The 22,647-nt window shown below is 44.3% G+C and carries 20 protein-coding genes; 14 read left to right on the top strand and 6 right to left on the bottom strand.

The annotated features are described in order from the left end of the window. Positions 1–154 precede the first annotated feature (154 nt). The 4 genes from QAI40_RS09735 (at position 155) to QAI40_RS09750 (ending at position 3,660) form a co-directional block, all read left to right on the top strand. Positions 155–613 (top strand): alpha/beta fold hydrolase, encoded by a 459-nt coding sequence (locus QAI40_RS09735; RefSeq protein WP_299981096.1) that lies wholly within the window; start codon positions 155–157, stop codon positions 611–613. Between the two features lie 219 nt (positions 614–832). Beyond that, positions 833–1,789, top strand: coding sequence for a DUF362 domain-containing protein (locus QAI40_RS09740; protein WP_299981094.1), 957 nt, complete (start codon positions 833–835; stop codon positions 1,787–1,789). A 168-nt stretch (positions 1,790–1,957) separates the two neighbouring features. Continuing rightward, entirely contained in the window at positions 1,958–3,208 is a 1,251-nt protein-coding gene (locus tag QAI40_RS09745; RefSeq protein WP_299981091.1) for an MFS transporter, read from the top strand. A 32-nt stretch (positions 3,209–3,240) separates the two neighbouring features. Then, a complete protein-coding gene (locus QAI40_RS09750) occupies positions 3,241–3,660 on the top strand; it encodes a hotdog fold thioesterase (RefSeq protein WP_299981089.1) in 420 nt (139 codons plus the stop codon). A 41-nt stretch (positions 3,661–3,701) separates the two neighbouring features. Here QAI40_RS09750 and ilvC read toward each other — a convergent pair whose 3' ends face one another. Further along, positions 3,702–5,174 carry a ketol-acid reductoisomerase gene (gene ilvC, locus QAI40_RS09755; protein ID WP_299981087.1) on the bottom strand — a complete coding sequence of 491 codons (1,473 nt, stop codon included), beginning with the start codon at positions 5,172–5,174 and terminating at the stop codon, positions 3,702–3,704. A 209-nt stretch (positions 5,175–5,383) separates the two neighbouring features. Here ilvC and ilvY point away from each other — a divergent pair, with 209 nt between their 5' ends. From ilvY to QAI40_RS09795, 8 genes are all read left to right on the top strand, one after another. Further along, positions 5,384–6,259, top strand: a complete 876-nt coding sequence (gene ilvY, locus QAI40_RS09760) for an HTH-type transcriptional activator IlvY (protein WP_299981086.1) — start codon at positions 5,384–5,386, stop codon at positions 6,257–6,259. Beyond that, positions 6,256–8,796 carry an ATP-dependent helicase HrpB gene (gene hrpB, locus QAI40_RS09765; RefSeq protein WP_299981085.1) on the top strand — a complete coding sequence of 847 codons (2,541 nt, stop codon included), beginning with the start codon at positions 6,256–6,258 and terminating at the stop codon, positions 8,794–8,796. The genes ilvY and hrpB overlap by 4 nt, the downstream gene beginning before the upstream one ends. 6 nt (positions 8,797–8,802) lie before the next feature. Next, positions 8,803–9,327 (top strand): NUDIX hydrolase, encoded by a 525-nt coding sequence (locus QAI40_RS09770; RefSeq protein ID WP_299981084.1) that lies wholly within the window; start codon positions 8,803–8,805, stop codon positions 9,325–9,327. Between the two features lie 174 nt (positions 9,328–9,501). Next, positions 9,502–10,038, top strand: a complete 537-nt coding sequence (locus QAI40_RS09775; RefSeq protein ID WP_299981082.1) for a hypothetical protein — start codon at positions 9,502–9,504, stop codon at positions 10,036–10,038. Next, positions 10,035–10,811: a 4Fe-4S dicluster domain-containing protein gene (locus tag QAI40_RS09780; protein ID WP_299981080.1), complete on the top strand. Its 777-nt coding sequence runs from the start codon at positions 10,035–10,037 to the stop codon at positions 10,809–10,811. The genes QAI40_RS09775 and QAI40_RS09780 overlap by 4 nt, the downstream gene beginning before the upstream one ends. After that, entirely contained in the window at positions 10,811–12,001 is a 1,191-nt protein-coding gene (gene nrfD / locus QAI40_RS09785; protein ID WP_299981078.1) for an NrfD/PsrC family molybdoenzyme membrane anchor subunit, read from the top strand. Before QAI40_RS09780 ends, nrfD begins: the two co-directional genes overlap by 1 nt. Before the next feature lie 119 nt (positions 12,002–12,120). Next, positions 12,121–13,710, top strand: coding sequence for a multiheme c-type cytochrome (locus QAI40_RS09790; protein ID WP_299981076.1), 1,590 nt, complete (start codon positions 12,121–12,123; stop codon positions 13,708–13,710). Positions 13,711–13,808: 98 nt separating this feature from the next. After that, positions 13,809–14,396 (top strand): hypothetical protein, encoded by a 588-nt coding sequence (locus QAI40_RS09795; protein WP_299981075.1) that lies wholly within the window; start codon positions 13,809–13,811, stop codon positions 14,394–14,396. A 21-nt stretch (positions 14,397–14,417) separates the two neighbouring features. Here QAI40_RS09795 and QAI40_RS09800 read toward each other — a convergent pair whose 3' ends face one another. Both QAI40_RS09800 and QAI40_RS09805 read right to left on the bottom strand, forming a co-directional pair. Then, entirely contained in the window at positions 14,418–15,575 is a 1,158-nt protein-coding gene (locus QAI40_RS09800; RefSeq protein WP_299981073.1) for a M20 family metallopeptidase, read from the bottom strand. A 28-nt stretch (positions 15,576–15,603) separates the two neighbouring features. Further along, the gene (locus tag QAI40_RS09805; RefSeq protein WP_299981071.1) at positions 15,604–17,475 is read right to left on the bottom strand and encodes an SLC13 family permease; all 1,872 of its coding nucleotides are present in this window, start codon (positions 17,473–17,475) and stop codon (positions 15,604–15,606) included. 222 nt (positions 17,476–17,697) lie between these two features. Here QAI40_RS09805 and QAI40_RS09810 point away from each other — a divergent pair, with 222 nt between their 5' ends. Then, complete coding sequence (locus QAI40_RS09810; RefSeq protein WP_299981069.1) at positions 17,698–19,551, top strand: indolepyruvate ferredoxin oxidoreductase subunit alpha; 1,854 nt, start codon at positions 17,698–17,700, stop codon at positions 19,549–19,551. Then, positions 19,548–20,135 (top strand): 2-oxoacid:acceptor oxidoreductase family protein, encoded by a 588-nt coding sequence (locus QAI40_RS09815; RefSeq protein WP_299981067.1) that lies wholly within the window; start codon positions 19,548–19,550, stop codon positions 20,133–20,135. The genes QAI40_RS09810 and QAI40_RS09815 overlap by 4 nt, the downstream gene beginning before the upstream one ends. A 71-nt stretch (positions 20,136–20,206) precedes the next feature. Here the strand turns inward: QAI40_RS09815 and pyrE are convergent, their stop codons facing one another. The 3 genes from pyrE to QAI40_RS09830 are packed head-to-tail and all read right to left on the bottom strand — an operon-like array spanning position 20,207 to position 22,617. After that, on the bottom strand, positions 20,207–20,875 hold the full coding sequence (pyrE, locus tag QAI40_RS09820) for an orotate phosphoribosyltransferase (RefSeq protein ID WP_299981065.1): 669 nt from the start codon (positions 20,873–20,875) through the stop codon (positions 20,207–20,209). A 24-nt stretch (positions 20,876–20,899) separates the two neighbouring features. After that, positions 20,900–21,712 (bottom strand): dihydroorotate dehydrogenase electron transfer subunit, encoded by an 813-nt coding sequence (locus QAI40_RS09825; protein WP_299981063.1) that lies wholly within the window; start codon positions 21,710–21,712, stop codon positions 20,900–20,902. Further along, the gene (locus QAI40_RS09830) at positions 21,712–22,617 is read right to left on the bottom strand and encodes a dihydroorotate dehydrogenase (protein WP_304511609.1); all 906 of its coding nucleotides are present in this window, start codon (positions 22,615–22,617) and stop codon (positions 21,712–21,714) included. Before QAI40_RS09830 ends, QAI40_RS09825 begins: the two co-directional genes overlap by 1 nt. Positions 22,618–22,647 lie beyond the last annotated feature (30 nt).

Genomic DNA, 22,647 nt, shown 5'->3' on the forward strand with positions numbered 1-22,647 from the left:
CCAAGGAAGTTATACAATGCGAAATGAGTAGTGACCATAAATAGTGACCGACTCCCTACCGACGGGTGTCTGTAATTTGTTTTGACGAACTTGGGCTGGGGATAATACCGCAGATTTTGGTGTTATATCCATCAAGGAGGGAATACCAATGCATATGAAAAAAACCACTACCCTATTTGTTTCACTGTTTATTTTTCTGGCCATCGGCGTCTTTAGTGTTTCGGCTCAACAAATACAGCCATCAGGAAAATCTATTGGCTCGGATAAGCAGGGTAACGCTATCTACCAGGTCCCTGCAAATGGAATAGAAATAGGTTACAAATTGATTGGCTATGGTGAACCGCTCGTAATGATCATGGGGTTAGGCGGAACAATGGATAATTGGCCTCAAGAAATTATAGAATCGTTGTCAAAAAAATATCAGCTAATCTTACTGGATAACCGGGGTATGGGGTATACCAAAACTAATGAGACAATGTTTACCTATAAATTATTTGCCGATGATGTCATTGGCCTTCTTAATGCCCTTAAAATAAAAAAGGCCAACGTACTTGGATATTCCCGGGGCATGGCTTGTACAATTCAAAAAAGCAACGCACCACTTGATTTTTGAAGCGTCCACCGAATTTGCGAGGGTTGTCTTAACTTTTCTGGATATTAACGAGACAGTTGAGGTGAAATAACTGCTGACACCTCGATTTTTTTATAAGCCATGATAGTGTGCTAACAGCAGCCATAAACGTTCGATCACCGGATAAAAGTAATGTTGTTATCTTCACAGAAATCTGCTACCCAATACCAGGAAAACATGCATTAACGGAAAGGAAAAGATATGCATCGTGTCATGATACATCCGGCATCTTACGATAGCTGCCGAGATGCAGTGGATCGAGCCTTTGAGATTTTTCCTCAAGAGATTGCCCAAAAAAAAGTTGTGATCAAGCCCAATGTGCTCCGGACGTCCACAGCAGAAGAGCACATTGTGACGCACCCGCCTTTATTACGGGCTGTTGTTGAAAAAGTTGAGGAGATGTCCCCGGCTGAGATTGTGGTGGGCGACAATCCTGGTTTGTTTAATTATGGCGACAATGAGAACAGCTTTGAAAAAACCGGATTGATGGATGCGGCAAAGGGCTATTACAGGAACCTGGGCAACATAACACAACACGTTGCCTTTAATCCTGATTTCATGCCCGAAGTAGGTATTTCCAAAGAAATATTGGACGCTGATATTATTATCAGCCTGCCCAAGTTTAAAACCCATGGCCTTACAGTTATGACCGGGGCCATTAAAAACAGCTATGGGATCCTGCCCGGTGCACAGAAAGCACGGCTGCACCAGATTGCCGGCACGCCAGAGCGGTTTCATGATGTTATTGTAGAGGTTTTTCGCCTGCGGGTCCCGGATTTTTTTATCATGGATGCAGTGGTGGGCATGGAGGGAAATGGTCCGGCCTCACCTGAGTTAAGGGAGATCGGCCTGATTCTGGCTGCCGATAATGCCGTGGCTATGGATGGGGTTGTTGCGAGAATGATGGGGCTTGATCCTGCCCGCCTGCGTTTTCTTCAAAAAGCAAAGGCCATGGGGCTTGGGGATTTTGATTCTCAAATGATTCAAATAGATGGGGAAATGAGAATTCTATCTGATTTCAAGCTTCCGCCCTTAGGCGGTGAGGCCATTTTCGGTAACCCGGAGGTTCAGGAATTGATGAAAATCAGGACTCTGGTCAGGCCCCAGGCCGATCCGGAACTGTGCACGGCATGTGGTGACTGTATGGTGACTGTATAGATCATTGTCCCGTATCTGCTCTTACAATGAAAGAAAACTTTCCTGTGGTGGATGCCGACATCTGTATTACTTGTTTTTGCTGTCAGGAGATCTGTCTTGAAAAGGCGATGACTTTGAAGTGAGCTCAATAATGGGCTCCTTTGGGGGGATCAGATAAAGGAGAAGTACATGGAAAAGAAGATACATTATGGATGGATTGTAATTTTCATGGGACTGGTTACAACGGTTGCTGCTCATGGTTTTGGACGAATGGCGTATACAATTTTACTACCGGCCATGAAGGACGGGTTAAATTTCGATTATACCCAGCTGGGGCTTTTGGGGACCGGAAATTTTATCGGTTATCTCTCCATGGCCATCATCGGCGGATTCCTCGCGGCCAGGTTTGGCACAAGAACAGTCATTACATTTGCTTTGGTCCTCATGGGTGTCACCATGATACTGACGGGTCTGGCCAAATCATTTGGTTTCGCTTTTTCCATGCGGTTGTTAACGGGTCTGGGAAATGGTGCGGCTTATGTGCCTGCCATGGCTCTGGGTTCGGCCTGGTTTGCCGTTAACAAGCGCGGATTTGCCACCGGGATTGTTTCAGGCGGCATTGGATTGGGGACGTTTTTATCAGGGATAATCGTACCTTTTATTCTGACTTCATATGGAACGAATGGCTGGCGTTATTCATGGTACATTCTGGGAATTTGTGTTCTACTGGTAGCCATTCTTGTCTTTTTATTTTTACGGAATCATCCCGAGGACAAAGGATTACTTCCGGTGGGGCAGGAAGAAAAAGGCGACATCCAAAATTCATCGGCAAACAATAAAGTCTCCTCTCTGGATTGGAGTCAAGTGTACAGGATGAAGGCACTTTGGTACCTGGGAATCGTTTATTTTTTTTACGGTCTGTCCTACATTATTTACATTATTTACATTATTTTTTTTGCTGCTTACCTGGTGAATGAGATGGGCTACACAGCGGCATGGGCAGGTGGCTTATGGGCCACAGTCGGCGGATTAAGCATTTTTTGCGGTGTGATCTGGGGAAGCATATCAGACCGAATCGGCCGGGGTAAAGGTGCTGCGCTGGCCTATCTTGTACTTGGAATTTCATATATCGTCTATGCGGTATTCAAGTCTGAAGCCGGGTTTTATTTGTCCGCTATTCTTTTCGGTTTAACCGCATGGAGCATCCCAACCATTATGGCAGCCGCAGCCGGAGATTTTGTGGGTCCCAGGCTGGCGCCTGCCGGACTGGGGTTTATAACCCTTTTTTTTGGAATCGGGCAATCCATAGGCCCGGCTCTGGGAGGATATCTTGCGGATATTAGCAACTCTTTTACACTTCCGTTTCTTATTGCCGGAGGAATCTCTTTTGTGGGGATGATTTTTTCATTTTATTTAAAAAAATCTTCTGAAAAATTTTAATTTAAAGGAATTCAATATACAGGGGAGATTATATGGATGATAAAATCCGTCAGCAAACCATCAATAATCACATTCAAAAAGATGCGTTTGCTAATTATCTTGGGGCAAAAGTGGAAATCATTCAACCAGGGCAAAGCCGTGTATCCCTTATCGTTAACGATAATATGACCAATTTTCACGGATCCACCCATGGCGGTATTATTTTTGCCATCAGTGATATGGCATTTGCAGCCGCATGCAATTCCCACGGGAAAATTGCGGTTGCCCTGAATGTGAGCATTTGTTTTTTAAAACCTACCTATCCGGGAGACCATCTGGTAGCAGAGGCCAAAGAGGAACATAGTGGCAGGCGAACAGCATTATATAATATTAAAATTTATAATAAAAATACCGGCGAACTGGTGGCAAAGAGCCAGGACCAGGCATATAGAAAGAATGAATGGTTTGTATAATGAAACCAGGCGGTTTTGTATGATCCGGTATAAAAACAGGCTTAATAAATGGGTTTCATGGCCTCCATGTATTCGCGCAGTTCTTTCCCAATGTGTTCAACACCGGTGGAGCGGATGGTATCATTGACCTTGATGAGTTTGGCATTGTCCACACCATTGTTTTCAACATCAAGCCCCTTACCGATGACGTCAACATCGAGTTTTTTCATGAAACCTGCGAGCAATGGAATGGCTTTATGGTTGAAAAGATAACATCCGTATTCGGCTGTATCTGAGATGACCACATTCATTTCATACAGTTTTTTCCTTGCAACAAGATTTGCGATCAGGGGAAGTTCATGAAGTGATTCATAGTAGGCGGATTCCTCGCCGATACCAGTTGAGACCATGGTATCAAAGGCTAATTCCACGCCTGCTTTGACAAAGGCAACCATGAGAATCCCATTGTCAAAATATTCTTGTTCAAGAATGTCCTGATCGGTTGATGTTGATTGTTCAAACGCGGTTTGGGCGGTTTCATCCCTCCACTTAAGCAGGTCGGCATCATCATTTGCCCAGTCTTCCATCATGGTTTCTGAAAATTTTCCTGACATGATATCATCCATGTGCTGGTTAAACATGGGTTCAAGAATGGTTTTCAATTCTTTGGAAAGTTCATTCGCGATGAGCTTTGCAGGGTTGTCAAGGCGGTCCATCATATTGGTAACACCGCCGTATTTTAAAGCTTCCGTAATGGTTTCCCATCCATGTTGAACCAGTTTTGAGGCATACTGGGGGTCAATTCCTTTTTCAATCATTTTATCATAACAGAGCAAAGAGCCTGTCTGGAGAACACCGCAGAGAATGGTCTGTTCTCCCATGAGATCAGATTTTACTTCAGCTACAAAAGAAGAATGAAGGACGCCTGCCCGGTCTCCTCCTGTACCACAGGCATAGGCTTTGGCAAGTTCCATTCCCTCTTCTCTCGGATCATTTTCCTTGTGTACGGCAATCAGTGTCGGCACTCCGAATCCCCGCTTATATTCTTCCCGGACTTCTGTTCCAGGGGATTTTGGCGCTACCATGATAACGGTGATATCTTTTCTGATCTGCATGCCTTCTTCCACAATATTAAATCCGTGGGAATATGAAAGACACGCATCCTGTTTCATCAGCGGCATGACAGATTCAATCACATTGGTGTGCTGTTTGTCCGGGGTCAGGTTGATCAACAGGTCTGCTTTGGGGATCAATTCTTCATAGGTTCCCACATAAAATTCATTTCCCGTGGCATTTTTCCAGGACTGCCGCTTTTCTTCAATGGCGGTATCCCGAAGGGTATAGGACACATCCAGGCCGCTGTCGCGCAAATTTAGGCCCTGGTGAAATCCTTGAGCACCACACCCGACGATGACTATTTTTTTGCCTTTTAACGCTTCAACGCCGTTGAATTCGGATGAATCCACAAAACGGCATTGGGAAAGCTCTTCCAGTTGTTGCCTTAATGGCAGGGTATTAAAATAATTTTGGCCCATGGTGTGCTCCTCTTTTATGAAAAATTAAACATTAATATGAATTAACCTTTTTGTCTGATTATAATCAATTTTATTGTTGCGTCAAATGAATCATTTGCAATATTATGTTTCAAATATTGAAACGTGATGTTTGGTGTTAATGTTGCAAATATTTATTTAGACCTCATGCTTTGTTGCATAATTTGAAACATGATGTTAGGTATTGAGAGATGGACATTCGAAATTTAAAGCTTTTCAGACATCTTGCAGGAACACTGCATTTTGCAAGAACCAGCCAGGCCTGTTATATCACGCCGTCTGCATTGACGCGAGTCATCCAGCGGCTTGAAACAGAGCTGGGTGAAAAGCTCTTTGTCCGGGACAACCGGTCTGTGGAGCTGACTTTGGCCGGGATTGCATTTAAGAAATATGCAGATGATGTTCTACAGCGATGGGACAGGCTCCATGACGAGCTGTCTTCTGATAATGTTCTTCAGGGGCAACTCTCGTTATATTGTTCTGTCACCGCAGCCTACGGCATTCTTCCTGACATGATGGAAAAGTATCGAAAGACCCATCCCGGTGTGCGGATACATCTTGAAACCGGCGATGCGGCCAAAGCCTTGATTAAACTTTCAAATCAGGATGCGGACATGGTCATTGCCGCCCTGCCGGATGTTGTGCCCAAAGATTTTGTCTTTAAAACCATCTCTCAGACCCCCCTGGTCTTTATTGCGCCGCTGCAATATCCTGAGATCATTATAGAAACAGCAGCCGGGATTGACTGGGAGCAGACCCCTTTGATTATCCCGGATCACGGATTGAGCAGGGACCGTATCGACCAGTGGTTTTCAGAGGAAAATTTTATTCCAAAAATTTACTCCCAGGTGGCAGGAAACGAAGCCATCATTGTTATGGTCAGCCTTGGCTGCGGTATTGGACTTGTTCCCAGAATGGTGCTGGAAAAGAGCCCTTTCTTTAAACAGGTAAAGATTCTGGACGGGGTTCCGGAACTGCCACCCTTTATCCTCGGCCTTTGTACCCGGAGAAAGAATCTTGCCAATCCCAGAGTCAAGGCATTATGGAGCATTGCTGGTGACGGATGACTCAGACCCTTCCAATTCAAAAACATATTCCCGATATCGTAAAAGCTCTTGAGACCTCCAGGTATGCTGTGATTCAGGCCCCACCCGGTGCAGGTAAAACCACCCGGGTTCCGTTGGCTCTCCTGGATGAACCCTGGCTTGCGAATAAAAAAATTATTCTGCTTGAGCCAAGACGGCTGGCAGCCAAGTCCTGTGCTGCCCATATGGCAGATCTTCTGAAAGAGAAAGTGGGGCAGACCATTGGATATCAGATCCGGCTGGACAGGAAGATCGGTCCGGATAGCCGAATAGAGGTGATCACCGAAGGAATTTTTACCCGGAAAATTCAGAATGATCCGTCTCTGGAAGATGTCGGGCTGGTGATATTTGATGAGTTCCATGAGCGGCATATCCACAGTGATCTCGGGCTTGCCCTCTGCCTGGAGACGTTTGAAGCATTGCGTGATGATTTACGCATTCTTGTCATGTCTGCCACAATGGATGTTTTTGCTGTATCAAAGCTCATGGATAATGCACCTGTTATTGTTTCAAAGGGGAAAAGTTTTCCTGTAGAAACGATTTATGTTCCTCCTTTAGACAGGAAAAAGAGGGCTGTTCCCATTGAAACTGCCTGCGCTTTGGTCATAAGGCGTGCTCTGTCAGAAACCGGCGGAGATATGCTGGTCTTTTTGCCCGGTGTAAAGGAGATTAAAACCTTATATTCAATTCTTGAAAAAGACCTTGAATCAGCGATTCATATTTTTCCTTTGTACGGGAATCTGTCTCAGAAAGATCAGGCCAGAGCCTTTCGCCCCTCAAACCCAAGTGAGCAAAAAATTGTGATTGCCACATCCATTGCAGAGACCTCTATCACCATTGAGGGTGTCAGCGTTGTGGTTGATGCAGGTCTCATGCGTGTTCCAAGGTTTTCTCCTCAAACAGGAATGACCCACCTTGAGACCCTCCCGGTTTCAAAAGCCTCTGCTGACCAGAGAAGGGGCCGGGCAGGCCGGACAAAACCGGGGAAGTGTTACCGGTTATGGTCTGAATATGATCATCGATTGTTGAAAGCCTATACAAAACCTGAAATTTTAAGTATTGATTTGACCGGAGTTGCTTTGGAACTGGCAGCCTGGGGGATATCAGATCCCGGGCAGTTAAAATGGCTTGACCTGCCTGAAGAAAAATCCTTTGAACAGGCCAAAAATCTTCTTAAAACCCTGGGTGCCCTTGATGAACAGGGACGTATTACATTTCATGGTAAAAAGATGTCATCTGCCGGCCTGCATCCCCGGCTTGCCCATATGGTTATCAAAGCAGATGAAAAAGGTCAGGGATTTTTGGCCTGTAGGATCGCAGCCTTTCTCAATGAGCGCGATTTTATCCGGTTTGATCAAAAAACAGCTGATCCTGACATTCGGCTTCGCCTTGAGATTATTGAAGCGTTTACAATTAAGAAAAAGATATGGAAAAAAGAATTCAAGATAAATGAGGGGGCCATTCACAGGATTATAGAATCCGGACAAAAGATAGCAAGAGATTTTGGCATAAACCCGGCAAGGACAGACATTGAAAAAGCGGGTGGCTTACTTGCCCATGCATATCCTGACCGGATCGCCAGGAAAAGGGATAACAGGAACAATACGTTTTTAACGGCTTCGGGAAAGGGGGCATTTTTTGCAGGAACAAATAGTGTTTCCTTAAGCGAATATATTGTTGCGGTGCATCTTGACGGGAATCCACAAAATGCAAAGATTTTTCTTGCCGCGCCCTATTCAAAACAGGACTTTGAACAGGATTTTTGTGACCGTTTTAAAATAGTTCAGACGGTTTCATGGGATAAAAAAATGAATGCTGTCCGGGCAAAAGAAGACACTGTCTTTGAAAAGCTTGTGGTTCACCGGCGCACCATCTCAGACATTGATTCGGATATGGCTTGTAATATCCTGATTAAGGAAATCCAACGAAGAGACCTTGCCCTTCTTCCCTGGACCAAAAGGCTGAAGAGTATGAAAGAACGCGCGGTGTTCCTTAAGAACACAGGCAGATTTCCGGATCTGCCGGATCTTTCAGACAAGGCCCTTGAAGAGGAGTTGACTATTTGGCTGAAACCTTTTATGCCGGGTATATTTTCTTTAAAGCAGCTTGAAAGGATTAATTTTGAAGCAGCTTTTTTATCCCTGCTGACCTGGGAAGAGCAGCAGACCATAGAGAAAAATGCGCCAACTCATATCAAAGTTCCCAGCGGCTCTAAAAAGCCATTAAGGTACAGCAATGAAAACGGTCTTTTTGATTCACCAGTTCTTGAAGTCCGGCTGCAGGAAATGTTTGGCCTGACTTCAACTCCGAAAATTGCGGATCACACCATTCCGATTACCCTTCATCTGCTGTCGCCCGCAGGACGGCCGGTTCAGATAACCAGGGATCTTGAAAATTTCTGGAAGAATACCTATAAAGACGTAAAAAAAGACCTGATGGGTCGGTATCCGAAACATTTCTGGCCTGATGATCCCCTTGGTGCCAGACCGACAAACCGGGTAAAACCAAAGGAGAGATAATTAATTATGGATATTAAATTTTGCGCGGCGTGCGGGTCTCATACAGAATTGAAAATTCCGCTCGATGATGATCATGTCCGGTCCGTATGTACAAATTGTGGCCTGATTCATTATAACAATCCAAAAATGGTAGTGGGATGTATTCCCGAATTAAACGGACAGGTGTTGCTGTGCAAAAGAAATATTGAACCAAGAAAAGGCAAATGGACCTTGCCGGCAGGATACCTTGAAAACGGGGAATCTGTTCAGGATGGCGCTGTTCGTGAAACCAGGGAAGAAACAATGGCGGATGTTCAAAACATTGAACCCTACCGACTTTTTAATATTGTTTTTGTTGATCAGATTTATTTCATGTTCAGGGCGACTCTAACCTCTGACAAATTCGGCCCCACGAATGAAAGCACGGATGTCCGATTGTTCGACGAAAAAGATATTCCCTGGGATGATATTGCCTTTGAAGTCATCAAACAAACCCTTAAACATTATTTTTCAGATAGGAAAAAAGGAAAGTTCCCGTTCAAAATTTTTTAAAAAAAACTTGCCTATAATATTTTTGTAATGATATTGTTGCACTTGTTACATAATCGTTTCGTATATACTGTTCAAAGTTTGAGTATAAATAAAAACTGAATACAACTGAAGTCCCGAAGCAAATGGCTGCTGACAATTGTTAAAGAGCTGTATGAATAAATACAGGAGGTCGTTGTGAATTTAAGTTATCGGTTGCGTCTTTTGGTCGTGGTGTTAAGCATTGGTGTCCTGGCCGGGGGGGGATTTTTATTTAAACAATTACTGCTTCCGGATTCTTTTGGTGTCTACGGCCCCTACAGAGCGGATGCCATTGCCGAAGCCGCTCTTGTCCCCATCCGGCATGGGACCAACACATCCTGCTTCAAATGTCATCCCTATGAGGCAAAGAATCATAAAAAGGGTCGCCATCAGACCATATCCTGTGAATTTTGTCATGGCACCTATGCAGACCATGTAGCAGATAGCAAAAAAATCGGAACACTGCCGGTGAAAAAAGAAAAAGAAATTACCACCCTCTGCCTGAGATGCCATAACACCGAGATTAAGGCAAGGAAAGAAGAAGTGATTAAGACCGTTGCCATGCCAAATCATCTTAAGGATCAGAATGTAAAACTTACCCACAATTGCAATCAATGTCATTATGTTCACGCGCCTTTGAAATATATTATCCGGGCAAAACAGATAACAGGATTGATGGAGGCAGGATCATGATGGATCGACGGTCGTTTGTAAAAAAAGTGTTAAACGGAACCATTGCCGGTTCGTTATATCTGGTTTGGCCAATGGGGGGAGACAGCCTTGAAATCCCTGAAGAGATTCCGGGCATCAAGGGTAAAGACTATGATATTCATCATCAGGAATTCGCCTTTATCGTGGATATTACCCAATGTATCGGCTGCGGGTCCTGCTGTGTGGCAGACAAGCGGGAGTATAATGTTCCCGATGGGAATTACCGGACCTGGGTTGAACGGTATGTCAAGGGATTCAGCGACCAGATTTATGTAGACAGTCCCCATGGCGGCCTGGACGGATACCAGCACCCTAGAACAGATATTGATGAAAAAATAAGGGACACCTTTTTTGTGCCCAAACTTTGCAATATGTGCAAGGAAGCTCCCTGTGTTCAGGTGTGCCCGGTGGGAGCCACTTTCATATCACCTGACGGATTTGTCCTTATGGATGAAAAACGGTGTGTGGGGTGTGCTTATTGTATCCAGGCCTGCCCCTATTCAGTCAGGTTCTTAAATCCCGTTACAAAAGTGGCGGAAAAATGTACCTGGTGTTACCACAGGGTCAGAAAAGGGTTGTTGCCGGCCTGTGTCGAGGTCTGTCCCACAGGTGCCAGAAAATTTGGCTCCATGAAGGATGAAACATCTGAAGTCTATAAAATTTTAAAAGGCCCTGGTGTTCTGACGGTTCTTAGAAAAGAAATGGGAACCTTTCCCGCACTCTACTACAAAGGTGCCAGAAGGGAGGTGATCTGATGGATGCAGCCCACAGCTCGGCAGCCATGTTGGTTTCCAATTATGTCTTCCCCAATGATCTCCATGTCCATTGGAGTATGATGATTGTGCTTTATCCGTATATCACAGGCCTTGTGGACGGGGCATTTATCATTGCAGCCCTTTATTACTTGTTTGATGTCAAAAGCCTGCGCCCCGTGGCAAGGTTTTCACTTCTGTTTGCCCTGGCTTTTCTGGCCATTGCCACCCTGCCGCTTTTACTCCATCTTGGACGGCCTGAGCGAAATTTTAATATGCTTTTAACCCCCAGTCCCAGTTCAGCCATGGCAGGGTTTGGATACATCTATGCCGTATCCATGGGAGTTCTTGTTTTTATCGTCCTGTTTGTGTACCGGGAAGATCTTGTGGAATTAAGAGCCACCTCGAAAGGCTGGCTTCAGCTTCTCTACAGGGCCATGACTTTTGACAGTATTGATCTTTCAAAAGATGCCTTGGCTTTTGATCGGAAAATCATCCGGTTTCTGGTGGGTATCGGCATTCCTATTACGGTAGTACTTCATGGATATGTGGGCTTTATTTTTGGCGGCGTCAAAGCCAACCCAACATGGTCGACACCGTTGATGCCGGTGATCTTTTTGTTTTCTGCCTGTGTATCGGGGATATCGGCCATTATCCTGGCCTACATCGTTATCCGCAAGGTAAAGGGGCGATCCATTGATCCTGACTGTATCAAAACATGCATTAAGACGCTGACGCTCTTTTTTATCATGGCCTTTACCTTTGAGATGCTGGAGGTGTTTTCCCATTCGTATTTAAAATCCGGATATCACCATATGGTTGAAGGACTTTTAAACGGTCCGCTGGCAAGTTCCTTCTGGCTGTGGCAGGTCAAGATCTGCTCTGTGATCCCTTTGTTTGTTCTGGGCGTGATGGGTATTTTTAAGATAAAAGACGCGATTTATAATTTTACAGCAGCCATTGTCTCGGCGATCCTTTTGCTACAGGTACTGATCATGCGATGGAACGTTGTCATCGGCGGTCAGCTCATGAGCAAGAGCGCAAGAGGCTATACCGAGTTTCATCCTGAGTGGTTTGATAAGGAGGGGATACTGGCGGTGGTCATTGTCATGGCCATCCCATTTATTATTCTTTTTGTATTGAGTAAGATTTTTCCATTCTGGACAACAGACAACGAGACAAATGTAAAATAAACTTTAACAAAAATTTAAGATAAAATCATGAAAGGAGGTGATGCAGGCAAGTGGTGAGAGGCGGTGCAAAAAACTTTTGTATTTTTGCATTCTAACTTAAATTTTGGGAGGGACTAAACATGACTGTTTTAAGGTCATTACTAATTTTTATGATTGTATCTGTTTTTACAGCAGGGACAGCTTTTGCATTGACTCAAGAGTCCTTTGATGTAAAAAATCAGAAAAATATTGAAATGAATAAAAAATGCATCACCTGTCATCTAAAAGAAAACAAGTCCCTGGTCCTTCAATGGGAAAATTCAGCCCATGCAGCAGCCAAAGAAGGTCAGGTTGGGTGTTACAACTGCCATGCGGCAGACAAAGGTGATGAAATGGGTTACAACCATGAAGGTGCCTTTATCAAGGCCATTCTTTCACCCAATGACTGTGCAAAGTGCCATGAACCCGAGGCAAAGGAAATGGCCATATCACACCATGCCACTGCCGGTGAAATTATGGCATCCCTTGATAACATGCTGGCGGAAGTGGTCGGCGGAATGCCTTCAAACAAAGGAAATATGGCCAGCGGCTGCTGGCAGTGCCATGGATCCGTGGTCTCACTGAAACGTGATAAGGATGGGAAGCCCATGCGGTCCAAAACCGATGCGCCCCAAATGGATTATAATACCTGGCCAAACTCGGGTATCGGCCGAATTAATCCTGACGGGACCAAGGGTGTTTGTAATGCCTGTCATTCCAAGCATTCTTTTTCTGCATCAAGAGCTAGACAGCCTGAAAACTGCGGTAAATGTCATTTGGGACCGGATCATCCGCAAAAAGAGATCTATGAAGAATCCAAACACGGCATTGCCTATTTCACGGCTGACAAGGGAAGCTCTCCCGACGGCATGAATATCATGAAAGACGGTTCCTGGGTGTTGGGGGATGATTACCATACCGCACCGACATGCTCCACCTGTCATATGGGATCATTTATTAAACTCAATGGTGCTGTTGCTAAAAACAGCCATAATGTGGGCGACAGGCTTTCATGGAATTTGAGAGCCCCTGTCTCTTCAAAACTGAACCGGGTGACATTTACAGATGACACGGTTGCAGATATTACAGGTGAAATAGCACCTCGTCCCGGCCAGACAGCAAAGGCAAAAAGCTATATCCGGGAAGGTGACAGGCTCAAGAAAATAGTTGCCGAAAAAACTATCAAGAGTGTTGTGTCCTGGAAAGAAAGACGCGCCGGCATGCAGGAAGTATGTAAATCCTGTCACGGTGTCAACCAGGTCAGGGGTTTTTATCAACAGCTTGATGATTTGGTGAATCTCTATAATGATAAATTTGCCAAACCTGGCGTGGAACTGGTTGGTATGCTGAAAAAAGACGGAATCTGGGAGAATACAGGATTCCAGCATAAAATCGGCTACACATGGTTTGAAATCTGGCATCATGAAGGTAGAAGAGCCAGGATGGCAGCGGCCATGTTTGCACCGGATTACACTCATTGGCACGGCCTGTATGAAATTTCTAGGAATTTTTACCATGAATTTTTACCCGAAGTCCAGGAACTTGCGGATCATGCCGGTAAGGGCGAGAAGTACCGCAAGCACATTACGGAACTTCTGGCCAAACCCGAACATTTATGGATAAAAACCGGCGGCAGTGCGGAAACCATGAAGTTAATTGAAGAAGAAAACAAGTTAAGATATAATCAGTAACAAAGGGTCTATTTCCGGCAGGATGGCATGACGTGCCTTCCTGCCGGATTTTGTTTGGTCCAGTAGAAATAAAGGTAAAAAAGGTAAAAAAGGTAAAAATGCAAAAAAAAATACTGTGTCGCATCCCTGTGCTTGTTCTGTTTCTCTGCCTCTTTTCAGGAGGGCTTTATGCCAATGACCCGAACGATCTTTTTGAGCAGGTTGAAACGCTGAAATTAGAACGCAACGGATATGTTTTGGGAGCAGCTTTAAATCAGAGACAAATCAAAATAGCAACAGCTAACCCGGTTGATGCCACTTCAAAGGACACCTTTAAATTCAAGGATAAAAATTTATATGTTGTGGCACAGAAAACAAGTAACCGGGTTCTTGTCATCTATGAGCAGCTTGAGGCTGCGTCACAGCAAAAAATTCAGGACCTGGTCGGTGACCTGTATATGAATTTTGATGACCCAACTGTTCTGGCCCACGATAAAGTGGTCTACTGGGCCTATACAAAAGAAGGAATTATAACATCCAAAGAATTTGATACTGCAAGACAGTATAAGAAAAAGCTGGATATTCTTGCAACAGTGAAATTTATCAGTGACATAAACATCATGGAGACGGTAAAAGAACCTTCCACAGGACAAGCCTATTATATTATCAGTTCAGACCCGATTCTAAAATTTTTCAAGGATACATAACCAGTCATAACCGGTATGATTTTATCGTCTCAACTCGTTTTCCTCTCCAATGGCTCTACAGACCTGCGACACAAGAAGAACCATGTTATCAATACTGTCAAGTGCGGCATATTCATCTGCCCGGTGGGAATTAGCTCCCACAATGCCCATCCCGTCTATGGTGGGAGTGCCTGTGGCAGATGTGTAATTGCCATCGGAACAACCGCCTGTTGAAATCCATTCCATGGGCAAGCCGATTTTTTTTCCTGTTGATCGAATCAGTTCCCAAAGTTTATAGGTCGCATCCCCTGGTTCCATGGGCGGTCTTTTGATGCTGCCTTGAATAGTTATTTCAGAGCCTTTTAAATAAGGATGCTCAGTTAGGGTTTTAAAAAAGGTTTCAATACGTTCTTTCTCTTCAATCTTTAAAATGCGTACATCTACAGAGGCTTCGGCTCTGTTCGGAATTATGTTGACTTTATCTCCGCCTGTGACAACCGTTACCTGGGCAGATGTTTCTGTATTATTTTGATTCAGCTTATTTATCTCAACAATCTTGTGGGCAAGTTCGACTACGGCATTGATTCCTTTTTCCGGATCAGCCCCGGCATGGGCTTCCTGTCCTTTTACAATTACATGGAACCAGCCCCCGCCTTTTCGCTGAAGAACAAATCGATATCCCGGCCGGCAGGGCTCAAAAACAAAGGTTCGCAGACTTTTTTTTGCCGTCGACATAATCCATTCCTTGGAGGCGTTAGAACCGGTTTCCTCATCGCCATTAAAAGCAACACAGACAGATAACGAGTCAAGGATACCCTCATGCTTAAGGGTTTCAAGAACATGCAGCACCACAAGCAACCCCCCTTTCATATCGCAGACCCCGGGACCGAATGCCTTGTTTCCTTTGATTGAAAAAGGGCGTTTTTCAACTTCCCCGGTGGGGAACACCGTGTCCATGTGCCCCAGGAACATGATATCAAATGGTTTGTTTTCTTGCTTGTGTTCTGCATAGAGGCAGGGAACTTTATTCTTACCTAAAAACGAGATTTCAGTATCAAGGCCAATATTCCTGAAGCGATCTTCAAAAAATCGGGCGACTTTTTCGATCCCGTCTTTATTGTCGCTGCTGCTGTCAATATTAACGATGGTTTGAAAATCTGTAACAAATTTTTCGTGCCGGGTTTCAATATAGTGTTTCATATTCGAGTCACTTTTTTTAAAAAGGGTTTCAGCCTGAGATACCATAGAAAAAATACATAATGGTCATGACCACGCCAATATATAAGAGTGTCATCCCGCTGCCTGCCCTGACATAATCAATTACCTTGTAGCCGCCCGGCCTCATGATCAACGCATTGACCTGGTGGGTGGGGAGAATAAAAGTATTTGATGCGGCTATGGCAACCAGCAGTGCCGCCATTCTCGGATCGGCATTACATTGGACAGCCATGTTCATGGCCAGGGGAATCATGAGCACTGTGGCACCGACATTTGATGTTACCAGGGTAAAAAAGGATGTCAAAAAACCGATGAGTAAAAACAGGACAAGAGGCGTCAGTGCCCCCTGCATGAGGTTGGCAATGGATGTGGATAAATAAAGTGCTGCGCCTGTTTTTTCAAAGGCAAGCCCTAAAGGTATGAGTCCTGCCAGCAGAAAAACCGTCATCCAGTCGACACCGCGATATGCCTCGTCAATGCTTAAGACCCTGGTGAGAATCATACTGACAGCACCTGCCAGTAATGATATGGACAATTGGACGTTTAATCCAAGCGCCAGGACAAGGGCCAGAACCAGGCTGCCAATGGCAAACCCTGCTTTTTCCGGGTGCATGATCTCTCCGGGTATATGCTCGGTAAAGGCAAAGTCTTTTTTTTGCTGCAATAAATGAAATTTTTCCCATTGGCCAAAAAGGAGGAACGCGTCTCCGGTTTGAATTTTAGTTTCAGAGATATCTTCATAAAAAACCTTATCTCCTTTAAATAAAGCCAAAGGGTTAACCTGGTATCTTTTCCTGAAATAGACATGGTGCAATGTTTTCCCCACCAGTTCCGATCTGGGCCTTACAATGGCTTCGGTGATGCCCGCGTTGTCAGGGGATATTATCTCGTTTAGTTTGTTGAGTTCATGACAAAGTTCCCATCCCATATCTTGAGCAAGTTTTTTTATATGTTCACCATTACTGATGACACCAATGGTATCTCCGGGTTCAATAATATCTGACCGTGCAGGGACGTAAACTTTAAGTCTGCCATCTCGTTTCCTATGTTTACAAATGCAAATAACCGTTGAATGATACAAAGGTCGGATTTTTAATTCATCCAGCCGTTTTGTTTGAAAACCGGACGGTATATTCAGCTCATAGGCATTGTGGATCTCTTCGCCATAAACGCATTCAAGATCATGATTCAGCAGACAGACAGGGCCAGGTCTTGATGTTACCTCTGGTAATATGAATTTGCCAAAAAAAATGAAATATAAAATTGCCGTTATAACAAGGGCGATACCGATGGGGGTTACACTGAAAAGGCCAAATGCCTCAAAGGTTTTATCCCCTACAACAGAGGGATTGTTTGACCACCAGGATGCCATCAAATCATTTAACAGGATTAATGGGCTCGAACCCACCAGAGTGATACATCCGCCGATGACAGCGCAGAACCCCATGGGAATCAGGATTTTTGAAACGGGCACATTCAATTGCCTGCAGATCCGGTTGGTTGCCGGTAAAAACAGGGCAGCTGCACCAATATTCTGCATAAAACTGGAGATAAACGCCGCGGTTCCGGCAATTGAGGCCATGATTCGAACTTCACTTTTCCCGGCAAACTTAATGATCTGCCTGGCAAAGATATTCATGATCCCTGTTTTATCAAGGCCGTCCCCAATGATGATAACGGCAATGATTGAAACAACGGCATTGGAACTAAGCCCGCTGATGGCCTGGGATCCTGTTATCACACCGGATAAGGGCAGAAGTACCATCATTAGAAGCCCGACCATATCAACTCTTACAACTTCAAAAACAAACAAGATTGTTACAAAAATTAAAAACCCGAATACAATCATCATATCCGAGGTCATTTCAAGGGATGGTACCATTTTTTCCTCTAAGTTAATTTTCGATTCTACCCAAATTATATGTATGTGAGATTGTAATAATAGTCAAGAACCTTGCGGTAACAAAGATCTGAAAACAGATATGTTTTATAGTGTTTGAAAACAGGATTCATGATATTGTAATGGGCAAATAGTGTTTGAACGAAAACTTGAAAATTTTTTCGAGTACAAGGCGAGCGATAATTTTAATCCGAGGAAAATCATATGAAAAAATTAGGTGATATCCTTATAGGCGAAAATTCTTTTGAAGAAATTTTAATGGGGAACGAGGCTGTTGTCAGAGCAATGATAGAAACCCAAACAAAGGTGGTGACATCTTATCCGGGTTCGCCAACCCCTGAAATCGCAACAGCCATTCAAAGCATCCCCAAAGATAAACGCCCCTTTTATTTTGAATTTTCAGTCAATGAAAAGGTTGCCACTGAAGTGGCCTTTGGGGCGGCATTAAACAAAAATCTTTCCTGTGCATTTTTTAAGAGCGTGGGATTGAACGTGGCTCTTGATAGCTTTGTTCAGCTTGGATTGATGAATATCATCGGCGGTATGGTGGTTGTCATAGGGGATGACCCGGGAGCGAATTCGTCCCAGAATGAGCAGGACAACAGGAATGTCTATAAAATGTCCAGGGTAACTGTTTTTGAACCGGCGTCTCCAAAAGAAGCCTATGAATATTATAAACATGCTGCAGCCCTTGCGGTAAAAGAACAGACCGTCGTCGTGTTAAGACTGACCACCCATGTCTGTCATGCAAGGCAGAAAATATTATTTGATAAATATAAAAACACCACCTCCTATCGGACAAAGTTTAATCCGGAAAATGGTCCGTATATTGCGCTGACAACAATGGCGCTGGATATGAAACGAAAAGCAATCAAGAAATTTAATCGATCTATACAATATATTAAAGATGCAGGTTTAAATAAAGAATTAAATTCGGAAAACAATCAGGGTAAGGGCATCATTACCTCTGGGTTGACGTGTTTATCATTGCTTGATGTGCTTGAAACGGCCCGGTATAAGCCTGATGTCTTAAAGCTTGGCGTTATTAATCCGCTTGAAAAGGACGGTATTCTCTCATTTTTAAAGGCTCATGACGAGGTTCTGGTTCTGGAGGAACTGGACGATATCCTTGAAATTCAGATAAAAGCCATGGCCTATGATAAAGGCCTTGCAACAAGATTGATCGGGAAAACAGAGGATGAAGATTATGTGGGTGAGTATACCCCGGATAAAGTAAAGGACAAGCTTGCAACAGTATGGCCGGATATGCCGGGAGGTGAACCCGAAGCTTTTGTGTCGCCACTCGAAGTTCCGGCAAGGCCCGCTCAGATGTGTCCCGGCTGCGGTCACAGAAGCGCCTTTTTTGCCATCAAAAAAGTCCTGGAAAAAGAAGATATTACGGTTGCGGATATCGGCTGTCACACATTGGGATACATGCCGCCTTATAACGTTGGAGAGATTTTAATGTGCATGGGCGCTTCTTCCGGAATAGCTTCCGGCTTGTCGTTGTTTAATGATAAAAAAAGAGTGGTGGCTTTTTTAGGAGATTCAACCTTTTTTCATGCAGGTCTCCCGGGATTGATCAATGCGATATTTAACAACCATAATATTACTCTGATTATTATGGAAAACGGTACCACTGCCATGACCGGGCATCAGGATCATGCCGGCAATAAGGTTCCCATTGAAAACATTTTAAAAGGGCTTGGCATAGAAAGTATACTCTCCTGTGATACCTACAGCCAGGCTAAATTAACAGATCTTGTGAAATCATCCATACAAATTAAAGGCATCAGTGTGGTCATTGCCAGGCACCCGTGCATGTTGAAGTTTACAAGGCTTCAGCGCAAAAAATCCGGATATGTTCAAAAGCATATCACCATAAACCAGGAAACCTGCAATAAAACCCATGACTGTGTGGAAAGCTTCGGCTGTCCGACATTTATACGAAACCCGGATGAGAGCGTTGATATCAATCTTGATCTTTGTATCGGAGATGGGTCATGCAGGCCGTCATGCCCTGAACAGGCAATTGGTTTTGACAAAGGAGTAAAATGAAAGCATATAATATTCATATCACAGGTGTTGGCGGCCAGGGCATTGGATTGTTAAGCCAGGCGCTGTTACGGGGGATAGATCATGCAGGAATCAATGCCATTGCCGTGGACACCCATGGACTGGCCCAGAGAGGAGGCGTTGTTGTTTCAAGGATTAGATGCGGAGAACAGATCCATTCTCCTTTGATTATGAAAAAGGCAGCAGATCTTGTTCTGGGTATGGAGGTTCATGAAGCCCTGCGGGGACTTGATATAGCATTAAAAAAGGGAGGAACCCTTGTCTATATGGATGTGTCCTGGCAACCCCTTCCGGTTCGCCTTGGCGTGAACCATGAGGTGACTGCAAAAGATATCAGGATTGCCTGTGAGACCAGCAGTGCAACTGCCATTAAGGTGGACACCCAAATCGTGGAAGATTCAAGGATGCAGAATATGGCCCTTTTGGGAACTGTGGCAAGGCACAGGCTCATCCCGGGTGTGTCAAAGAAAAATTATGATGCTGCATTGGGGGATTTGCTGGCAGGAGAGATGTTGAGAAAAAACAGAGCCATTTTTGATGAGTATGCATCAAAAAGGATTGGATGATCAGGCGGGCATCAGGCCCGTATAATTTAATTATATTTTTTCTTATAAAAAGGTTTATTTGTCAGTAATTTTTATGTTGCACCATATTCTTCAAGATAAGCATCAATTTTTGCAAGCATGCGGTCATCCAGAACAACCCGGTCATTTATTTTTTTGTTGTGGAGATATTCTTTAATTTCCGTAATGGTGACAATGGAGTGAATGGGAATATCAAGGATCTCTTCAATTTCCTTTAATGCATTTTTATCAGTTTTGCCTTTTTCCTGTCGGTTTACACTGATGATGATTCCGCTGACTTTAGGGTTTTCACAGGATTTAAGGGTCTCAAGGGATTCCCTGATGGCTTTCCCGGAAGTAATGACATCATCAACCAGAATCAGCCGGGTTTCGGATGTCAGTGGCATGCCCACAACAAGGCTTTTGTCAGCATAGGTTTTGGCTTCTTTTCGATTGAACACATACCCTTTATCCATGCCCATGTCAGAGAGTGCCAGGGCTGCACAAATACATAAGGGAATCCCTTTGTAGGCAGGGCCGTAGATTCCATCGAAGTTGCCGGGGAAATGTTCCTGTATGGCTTTGGCATAACAGGCACCGAGTTTTTTAATTTTAAGGCCGGTGTCAAACATGCCGGTATTAATAAAGTAAGGGGCAATCCTGCCGCTTTTTAATTCAAATTCGCCAAATTTTAAGGCATTGCATTCAATTAAAAATTCAATAAATTCTTCTTTATATGTCATTTACAAAAATCCTTTGCAATATTTCTATTTACAACGCCAGGAAAAATACTGGGCAAGATCAACATCTTTGCCGGATTTTAACAGGGCTTTTGTATTAAAGTCTTTTATATCACGAAGTGCTTCAGAGCCGAAGACCGGACCGTCCTTGCAGACCACCTGTTTGCCGCAGACGCAGGCCCCGCACACCCCGAATCCGCATCTCATGTAGCGTTCCAAAGAGACCTGGCAGGGGATATGGTGCTTTTCGCAGATATTGAAAACATTGTACATCATGATTTCAGGGCCACAGGTATAGACCATGTCGAAGCGTCTGCCTGAAGCAATTTCATTTTCCAGGAGTTCCGTGACAAACCCTTTGTGGCCAAAACTGCCGTCATCCGTGCAAAATAGTCTTTCAAGGTCAAACCGGTCCGGGTAGAGGATATATTCTTTGGATTTTGCCCCGTGGATAAAGGTTGCGTTTTTATTAAGCTTTTCCACCAATGTGGCCAAAGGCGCCATACCGCAGCCACCTGCCACAACTGCCACAACACCGTTTGATTTAATATCAAACCCGTTACCAAAAGGCCCCCGGATTCCAACCAGGTCACCCTTGTCCAGGGTAATGGCTTTTTGGGAAAAAACACCTTTGGCCTCAATGGTAATGGCAAACCTGTCTTTTGAATAATAGGAAATGGTATAGGGTTTTTCATCAATACCCGGAATCCAGGCCATGATGAATTGACCGGGTTTGAAGGGCAGGGCATAATTAAAAAACAAAGTGGCAAATTCCCGGCTTTCAACCTGTTTTTTTTCAACCCTGAGCATGATATGTCTCTGATCGGTAATGGTATTCATCATCCTTCCTTATGGGCCGCTCCTGTAATGTCTTCATGACTGCAATGATGATCTGAAAGCCAGGCTTCCATTTCATCTGCAACCGCTTGAAACACATCAATCCCCCTGTATCGAACCGCACTTCCGATTCCCACAAGGCTGGCTCCCGCCATCATTATTTCAATGGCGTCTTCTCCTGTGGTAATTCCTCCAAGCCCGATGATGGGTATATCCACAGCTTTGTAAATATCAAAGACACACCGGACGGCAACAGGCTTTATCATGGGGCCGGAAAGCCCTCCTTTTTTAAAGGCCAGCACCGGTGTCCTCGCTTCAATATCAATTACCATTCCCGGGCCCACCGTGTTGATGGCGCAGATGGCGTCGGCCCCTGCATCTTCACAGGTCCTGGCAATGTCTCCGATATCCGGAGCCTGGGGGGTCAGTTTTACAATGAGTGGAACATTGATTACTTTTTTAACGGCAGACACAACATCATGTGAAGACTGCGGGTTGATCCCGAATATCATGCCATGCTTTTCAGAGTTGGGACAGGAAATGTTAATCTCGATAAAATCCGGGTTTTTGGAAGATACAAATTCTGCAACCATCTGGTATTCTTTAACAGAGCCGCCATAAACGCTTGCAATTAACGGAAAATCTCTTTTTTCAAGATCCCTCCACTCATTTTCCATATTCAAATACCCGGGAGACGGCAGTCCCACTGCATTGATCATGCCGTGACCCAGATCAATCACTGTGGGATTTTTATGCCCGTCCCTGGGTTCAGGCCCGATGGATTTCATGGTCACAAGGCCGCAGCCGTTTTCATGAATTCTTTCAAGGATGTCCTTGCTGTTTCCAAGAATCCCTGAAGCAAGAACCATGGGGTTTTTCAATGTTTTTCCAAGAAACTGGATTGCCATTATACACGTCCGCTTTTATAAATTAATCTT

It is taken from the genome of Desulfobacula sp., from assembly GCF_030611305.1.
In the GTDB taxonomy this organism is placed as follows: Bacteria; Desulfobacterota; Desulfobacteria; order Desulfobacterales; family Desulfobacteraceae; genus Desulfobacula.

Bases quoted from the DNA above. Each gene is read 5' to 3' on its own strand.
- QAI40_RS09825 (WP_299981063.1), bottom strand. From the start codon at position 21,712: ATGAATACCATTACCGATCAGAGACATATCATGCTCAGGGTTGAAAAA.
- QAI40_RS09750 (WP_299981089.1), top strand. From the start codon at position 3,241: ATGGATGATAAAATCCGTCAGCAAACCATCAATAATCACATTCAAAAA.
- QAI40_RS09740 (WP_299981094.1), top strand. From the start codon at position 833: ATGCATCGTGTCATGATACATCCGGCATCTTACGATAGCTGCCGAGAT.
- QAI40_RS09790 (WP_299981076.1), top strand. From the start codon at position 12,121: ATGACTGTTTTAAGGTCATTACTAATTTTTATGATTGTATCTGTTTTT.
- ilvC (WP_299981087.1), bottom strand. From the start codon at position 5,174: ATGGGCCAAAATTATTTTAATACCCTGCCATTAAGGCAACAACTGGAA.
- nrfD (WP_299981078.1), top strand. From the start codon at position 10,811: ATGGATGCAGCCCACAGCTCGGCAGCCATGTTGGTTTCCAATTATGTC.
- QAI40_RS09800 (WP_299981073.1), bottom strand. From the start codon at position 15,575: ATGAAACACTATATTGAAACCCGGCACGAAAAATTTGTTACAGATTTT.
- QAI40_RS09735 (WP_299981096.1), top strand. From the start codon at position 155: ATGAAAAAAACCACTACCCTATTTGTTTCACTGTTTATTTTTCTGGCC.
- pyrE (WP_299981065.1), bottom strand. From the start codon at position 20,875: ATGACATATAAAGAAGAATTTATTGAATTTTTAATTGAATGCAATGCC.
- QAI40_RS09830 (WP_304511609.1), bottom strand. From the start codon at position 22,617: ATGGCAATCCAGTTTCTTGGAAAAACATTGAAAAACCCCATGGTTCTT.
- QAI40_RS09770 (WP_299981084.1), top strand. From the start codon at position 8,803: ATGGATATTAAATTTTGCGCGGCGTGCGGGTCTCATACAGAATTGAAA.
- QAI40_RS09795 (WP_299981075.1), top strand. From the start codon at position 13,809: ATGCAAAAAAAAATACTGTGTCGCATCCCTGTGCTTGTTCTGTTTCTC.
- QAI40_RS09745 (WP_299981091.1), top strand. From the start codon at position 1,958: ATGGAAAAGAAGATACATTATGGATGGATTGTAATTTTCATGGGACTG.
- QAI40_RS09780 (WP_299981080.1), top strand. From the start codon at position 10,035: ATGATGGATCGACGGTCGTTTGTAAAAAAAGTGTTAAACGGAACCATT.
- ilvY (WP_299981086.1), top strand. From the start codon at position 5,384: ATGGACATTCGAAATTTAAAGCTTTTCAGACATCTTGCAGGAACACTG.
- QAI40_RS09805 (WP_299981071.1), bottom strand. From the start codon at position 17,475: ATGGTACCATCCCTTGAAATGACCTCGGATATGATGATTGTATTCGGG.
- QAI40_RS09810 (WP_299981069.1), top strand. From the start codon at position 17,698: ATGAAAAAATTAGGTGATATCCTTATAGGCGAAAATTCTTTTGAAGAA.
- QAI40_RS09815 (WP_299981067.1), top strand. From the start codon at position 19,548: ATGAAAGCATATAATATTCATATCACAGGTGTTGGCGGCCAGGGCATT.
- hrpB (WP_299981085.1), top strand. From the start codon at position 6,256: ATGACTCAGACCCTTCCAATTCAAAAACATATTCCCGATATCGTAAAA.